The organism is Streptomyces katrae, from assembly GCF_000966975.1.
Taxonomy (GTDB): Bacteria; Actinomycetota; Actinomycetes; order Streptomycetales; family Streptomycetaceae; genus Streptomyces; species Streptomyces katrae.
Map to the genome: position 1 here is coordinate 1 of NZ_JZWV01000230.1, position 5,601 is coordinate 5,601.

Sequence of the window (5,601 nt, forward strand, 5' to 3'; positions counted from 1 at the left end):
GGCACGCTCCGAGCGTCTGCTCACCACCGGAGCGGTCGGGGCGGCGGCACTGGCCGCACTGATGCTCGGCGCAGGACTGGTCCGAAAGCGGCGGCGTTCGGCCACGGCGGGCACACGGGACGCCTGAAGGCCCGTCGCGGGCGGGAGGAGGGGGGACAACATCATCGCGCGATGCCGCCCTCCTCCTCCATCCCACCCCAGCACGATCCGACGCACCCCATCTCCGCCCGGAGACCGAGCAGGCCGGGCCGGCGGCCCGCGAGGCGGCCGGCCAGGCACCTTCGCGCACCCGGGCAGGTCGGGGCCGGTTGCTACAGGTACGGGCGGGTGATCAGCTCGATCAGGTGACCGCCGGGGTCCTTGCAGTACACCCCTCGGCCGTTGTGCTCGGTGTTGGTCTCGCCCGGGCGGCGCATCTGCGGATCGGCCCAGTGCTCGATGCCGCGGTCGCGCAGCATGCGATGGGCGCGGTCGAACAGCTCGTCGTCCACCAGGAACGCGTAGTGCTGCATCTGGATCTCCACCGGCGGTTCGGCGAACTGCAGGAGTACCCCGTCGGCGAACCGGACGTTCGTGAACGGGCCCCATGACGGAGCTTCGGAGAGTTCCAGCAGCTCCCTGAAGAACAGGGCGGACTCGTTGCGGTCCTTGGCGGCGATGATGGTGTGGTTGAACGTGGCTGTCATGCGGCTGACCTCGTTGGTGTTCGGCGCGGAGAAGACGGACTCGCGATGCGGCGAGTTCCAGGAGGTCCGCGTGCCGAACGCGGGGGGCGCGTCCTGCGCACCCGTCGGGCGATCAGCCCCCCACCGGGTGGCCAATCCGTGCATGGCCAAGGGCCGGTCCGGTGTTCACGACGGGTGACGCTACTTGATCGAACCGGCCACCGCAACAAGCAGGCCACCGACTCCGGTTGCTCTTCCCACGACNNATGCGGACCCCCTCTGACGCCGCGTCACTCCCGGTCGGCGGCCTGCCGGGGGCGCACGATGTGACGATGCGCCCCCGGCAGGCGGGGATCAGTCGGCGCGGCCCGCGACGTGGCCGCGGCGCAGGGGGGTGCGGGTGGTGGCCATCACCGGTACCCGGGCCCACCGCGCGCGGCGGGAGCGGCGGGGCGGCGGGCTGTAGGGGGACTGCCAGGCCGGCCGGCCGGCGGCGCGGCGGCCGTCGGCGTTTCGGGGCCGTCCGGCCGGGCGGAGGTGATGGTGGAAGGCGGGTACGAAGACCCGGGGCGTGGACACAGAGATGCACCGTTTCCAGTGAGAGGACCGCAGCGGAAAGGGGCACGCCGCACGGGTGCGACGCGCGACGGATCAGCGCTCGGGGTGTCTCACTTGGCGTACAACGGCTCGTCCTTGCGGGAGGGGCTGCGGGCAGGAGCACCATAAGGGTGCCGAGGAGGGCCGCTCCACCGGTTTTCGGCGTGCCCCCCGGCCGGACTGCGGCCCCTGCCGCCGAGGCGGCCGCCAGGCACGGCCACGGGTGCCCGGCCCGTGGTGTCGATCTTCACAGGGCGGGGAACGGCAGGGGGGACATGGGCGAGGACATCGACGCCGCGAACAGGGGCGGCCGCGCGTGGGGGCAGGCGGTCGCGGCCCTGGTGCTGGTGCCGGGGCTGGCGCTGGGCCTGTGGTGGTGGGGCAGGGCGAAGGGAACTACGACCGGCGGAAGCCGCCCAGTTGTGCGGACGCGGACAGCACGAAGACGCCGGGGCATGTGTCCGGCCGGGAACTGTGCGAGCCTGTACCGCCCCGGACTCGACGCCCTGCTGGGCATACCGGGCCGAGAAGTGCAGACGGTGAGCGGCGGCAGCAGGACGTCCCGGCCCGGCGGCACGGGCGAGGCGATCGTCACGCCGACCGCCAGGGTGGAGTTCGAGGGGTACGCGGTGACGCTGGACGCCGGATACGGCGGCCTCCTGGACGATGCGGCGCTGCTGCGCGTCGCGGAGAAGGTCCTGCCGGCCGTCCCGGGGGCCCCGCCGGCTGACGCCACGGCCGGCGGCCGACCCGTGCCGGACGAGCAACGTTCACAGGAGTCAGTCCTCAGAGCAGCTCGTACTGGGCCGCGGGCCGCTGCCGTTCGGCTGTCCCGCGGCCCCGCCCAAGGCCTCAGAAGCCGGGTGCCCTCGGTACGCAGGGAGCCGCCGGGGCCGAGGGGTCCAGGGCCCGCTTGACCAGCCCGATCGCGCGTGGGCTGTACGACATGCTCAGGTGGGCGGAGAGGTCTACGAAGCAGCCCTCCTGCAAGGGGATGTTGTGGACCGTCGCTCCGGGGCCCGCTGTCATGAACGTGCTCTGCCAGGGGGTGGTGATCTCGTCGTACTTCGTGGCGATCACGGTGTAGTCGACGCCGGGAACGGTGTCGCCGTCGGCGTTGAGCTCCTTGATGAAGTCGGATTTCTCGTACTGCTGGACGCCTGCCACGCCGAGGGTCTTCTCGCCGAGCGCCTGCAGGTGGAGCTTGTCGGCGAGAGTCTCGATGCCGCTCATGGTGGTGCCGTGGTTCGTCGCGCCGAGTTGGACGATCTTCTTGACCTTGTTCTTCGACGGGTCGGCCGGGTCCGCGCCTCCATCGGCCTTGAGGTACCAGCGGGCCAGGGTTCCGCCCTGGGAGTGGCCGACCAGGTCCACCTGGCCGGAGTGGCTGGCAGCGAGCACCTTGTCCACGAAGGCGGCCAGCTCCTTCGAGGACTTCCTGATGTCTCCGTACCCCTTGACGGTGGGGGCGACGGCCACCCCGGCGTCGTCGGTGTCACCGAAATCGAGGGCGTAGACGCAGTAGCCCTGGGCCTTCAACTCGGGGGACAGCCGGGCCCAGTTGTTGTAGCGGTTCTCGTAGGTCCCGTGGACCAGGACGACCGGACGCGGGTGGGCGGCTCCGGGACGGCAGCTCCAGTCGTTGGCACCCGGCGGATCGATGTCCAGGTGGAAGATGGAATGGACCATGGCGGGAAAGAAATCGTCCTGCTCAGGTCCGGTCTCGGCCGCCGCGGACGTAGCGGTGGCCAGGACCGTCGCCGCGGCCGCGGCCGCGGCACAGACGGCGCTGACGTATCCGGGCATGTGAAAGACGGCTCGCCTCACGAGTCCCCCTGAGAGCAGCATTCGCCGGTTGGATAGCGGCAGTATCCAATAGGGGGGTGCGGTTCAACAGTGCTGCGACCGATATGGCCGAAAGGGACTCTCCGCCCGGACGGACGCCGTGCCTCGTCTGCCGTCTGCACTGTGCCGTTCGGGCCGCCCGCTGCGCGGACGGGCGGCCCCGGCCTCCAAGCCGGAGGCCCCGCTCCCGGCCGTCCGGCTCGCCGGCCGAGGGCCCGGGCGGCCGGGCCCGGGACGCGTCGGCCCGGGGTGGCCCAGCATGCGCCCGCTCGGAGTCAGTTGGTCTTCGTGTTGCGCAGGTGGGGTCCGATGTAGCCGACGATGATCTTCTGGGTGGTGCCTTTGGTGTCGTCGAGGAAGTGGACGCGGGGCGAGGTGGCGCCTTTGCTGTCGAGCTTGAGGTGGGCCTCCATGACCGCTTGGCCCGAGGGGTCCACGGTCTCCGGGACGGGGAAGACCCGCTGGCCTCCGAACTGGTCCATGGTCGCGGATCCCTCTGCCATCGCGACCTGCTTGGCCGGCCAGCCCTGCGCGCCGGGCAGCGGTGCCGTGCAGAAATCGTAGAAGGCGCCCTTGAAGCCGCTCTGGGCCTGCTCGGCGTAGGAGTCCAGGGCGCGCAGCGCCACCCAGGCCTTGCCCGCCCAGACCCGGGCGCGGTCGTTGTCGTCGAGGTCGATGCAGGTCTCGCGGTCGGCCGTGAGCAGCACACGGGTGAACGTCTCGCGCCGGTCCCAGAGTTCCTCGAAGGACGTCGGCAGCGGGTGGGGTTCGTCGACGGGGGTCGTGGCGTCTTCGTGACGGCCTTGCTGGTAGAGGCGCGAGCGCAGCTGGTTGGCTTCGGTCTGGGCTCGTTGCGCTTCTTCGAGGGCTTCGACGGCGTCCTGGAGGTTGTGCAGGGATTCCTGGCGGGCGCGGGCGAGCTGGTCTTCGAGGGAGGCGGTGGTGCGTTCGGCGAGGCGGGTGCTGGTGCGTTTCTCTTCGATCTCTTCGTCGGCGGTGCGCAGCAGGCCGAGGAGGAGGGCGTTCTCCTCGCGCAGGTGCCGTATCTCGTTGAGGGTGTCGTCGGGGACTCGCGGCTGTGGGACGGCGGTGAGCGCGTCGCGGCGTCGTTGGGTGGCGGCCTCGTCGTCGGGGAAGCGCAGGTCGCGCAGGAGTTGGGGGATGGGGGCCTGGGTGGCGTGGCGTTGGGCGGCGCGGGCGATGGCGTTCCAGGCGCGGTCGGCGGGATCGCGCATGCGGGCCGGGCTGACGAACCGGTGGCGTGCGGCGTCCGGTGGCCAGGCGGGGTCGGTGCCGGTGAGGAAGGTGCGTACGGCGCCGGGTGCGACGCGGTGGTGTTCGCCGATCTCGCGGCGGAAGGCGTCCACGGCGGCCTCGTCCGCGAGGAGGTAGAGGCCGGCGGAGCCCGCGCACTGCGGCATGACCTGGCGCATCCGACGCGACCACAGGGGGTCCGGGTCGGTGGTGCGGGCGGCCACGACGACCGGGTGATGGCGGTCGGGGTCGCAGAGCACTTCGATGAGGTCGTTGACCTGGGCCCGGGCCCGGGTGACCTGGAGGGCGTGGACGGTCAGACGCCCGCAGCCGTCCACGGGCCTGAGCTTGGCCACGAGCTTCTCGACGATGGCGGGCCGGCCCGGGCGCAGTCCCTCGGGGTTGCCGTTGGGGAAGCACTCCAACGCCACCGCGACCGCGGCGGCGGCCGTGGGTTCGGTGCCCGGCAGGGCCAGGACGGCGGTGACGGTGGTCCGCCAGGTGGCCTCGGGCCGGTCCTCACGCAGCTGGATACGCAGAGCCCATTCCGCGCCCTTCTCGTCGTAGCGGGACTGGCTGGTGAGCACGGTAGTGGCGTCGAGGTGGTGGACGCCGCTGGTGCTGGGGGCGTCTGGATAGCGGTTCTGCTTGGTCTTGATCCAGGTGATGGTCTCGCTGCGGACCGCTTCGAACAGCGATCGGTCCGCGTGGGGGACCGTGAGGGCGGTACGGAAGACGAGCTGATCGTGAACCCCTGGTGCCGAGGAGTCCTCGGCCGGGCGGGGCCGGGTGGGAAGCAGCGATGCAGAAGTCGTCAACATAGCCTCGCATAGGGTCTGTTGGCCGAAAGACTCCCCGTTCCGGCCTGCGCAGAGCCTAGGCCCATCGGCCAGGCCAGGCGGCCCGTTTGGGCGATCCGCACCTGCCCGAACAGCCGGTCGAACCGCGCGCGGTGTCCGCCGGCGGCCCGAGGACGGGCCTGACGCCCGTCTGGGTGATCACTGCGTGATCATTCGGGCGCGGGAGCATCCGTCTCCGCGCGAAGGCTCGACTCGGCCCGGCGTCGGTCATGGCGAGTGGAGCGCCCGGCGGCTGACGCCGGGCGCTCCATGTGACGCGGTGGTGCGTACCCGTGAGCCCGCCTCAGTTGCCGATGCCTGCGGTGCCGACGCCCGAGTTGCCGATGCCGTGGCTGCCGAGGCCCGTGTTGCCGACACCAGCGGTGCCCACTCCCCAGTTG

General features: G+C 71.6%; 6 protein-coding genes. 2 read left to right on the plus strand and 4 right to left on the minus strand.

Annotated features, from left to right (window positions below):
• Positions 1–311 precede the first annotated feature (311 nt).
• Positions 312–686 (minus strand): VOC family protein, encoded by a 375-nt coding sequence (locus VR44_RS10390; RefSeq protein ID WP_045947135.1) that lies wholly within the window; start codon positions 684–686, stop codon positions 312–314.
• A 333-nt stretch (positions 687–1,019) separates the two neighbouring features.
• A complete protein-coding gene (locus VR44_RS10395; RefSeq protein WP_045947136.1) occupies positions 1,020–1,244 on the minus strand; it encodes a hypothetical protein in 225 nt (74 codons plus the stop codon).
• A 293-nt stretch (positions 1,245–1,537) separates the two neighbouring features.
• Here VR44_RS10395 and VR44_RS49085 point away from each other — a divergent pair, with 293 nt between their 5' ends.
• Positions 1,538–2,179 carry a DUF6215 domain-containing protein gene (locus VR44_RS49085; protein WP_045947137.1) on the plus strand — a complete coding sequence of 214 codons (642 nt, stop codon included), beginning with the start codon at positions 1,538–1,540 and terminating at the stop codon, positions 2,177–2,179.
• On the opposite strand, the gene VR44_RS10405 is transcribed toward VR44_RS49085, so the two are convergent.
• Positions 2,115–2,951, minus strand: coding sequence for an esterase/lipase family protein (locus VR44_RS10405; protein WP_211275048.1), 837 nt, complete (start codon positions 2,949–2,951; stop codon positions 2,115–2,117). The two genes, VR44_RS49085 and VR44_RS10405, sit on opposite strands and share 65 nt — an antisense overlap.
• Between VR44_RS10405 and VR44_RS48365 the strand changes: the two genes are divergently transcribed.
• Positions 2,950–3,072: a hypothetical protein gene (locus tag VR44_RS48365; RefSeq protein ID WP_281187129.1), complete on the plus strand. Its 123-nt coding sequence runs from the start codon at positions 2,950–2,952 to the stop codon at positions 3,070–3,072. The two genes, VR44_RS10405 and VR44_RS48365, sit on opposite strands and share 2 nt — an antisense overlap.
• A 310-nt stretch (positions 3,073–3,382) precedes the next feature.
• On the opposite strand, the gene VR44_RS10410 is transcribed toward VR44_RS48365, so the two are convergent.
• Positions 3,383–5,182: a hypothetical protein gene (locus tag VR44_RS10410; RefSeq protein WP_045947139.1), complete on the minus strand. Its 1,800-nt coding sequence runs from the start codon at positions 5,180–5,182 to the stop codon at positions 3,383–3,385.
• Positions 5,183–5,601: the final 419 nt, after the last annotated feature.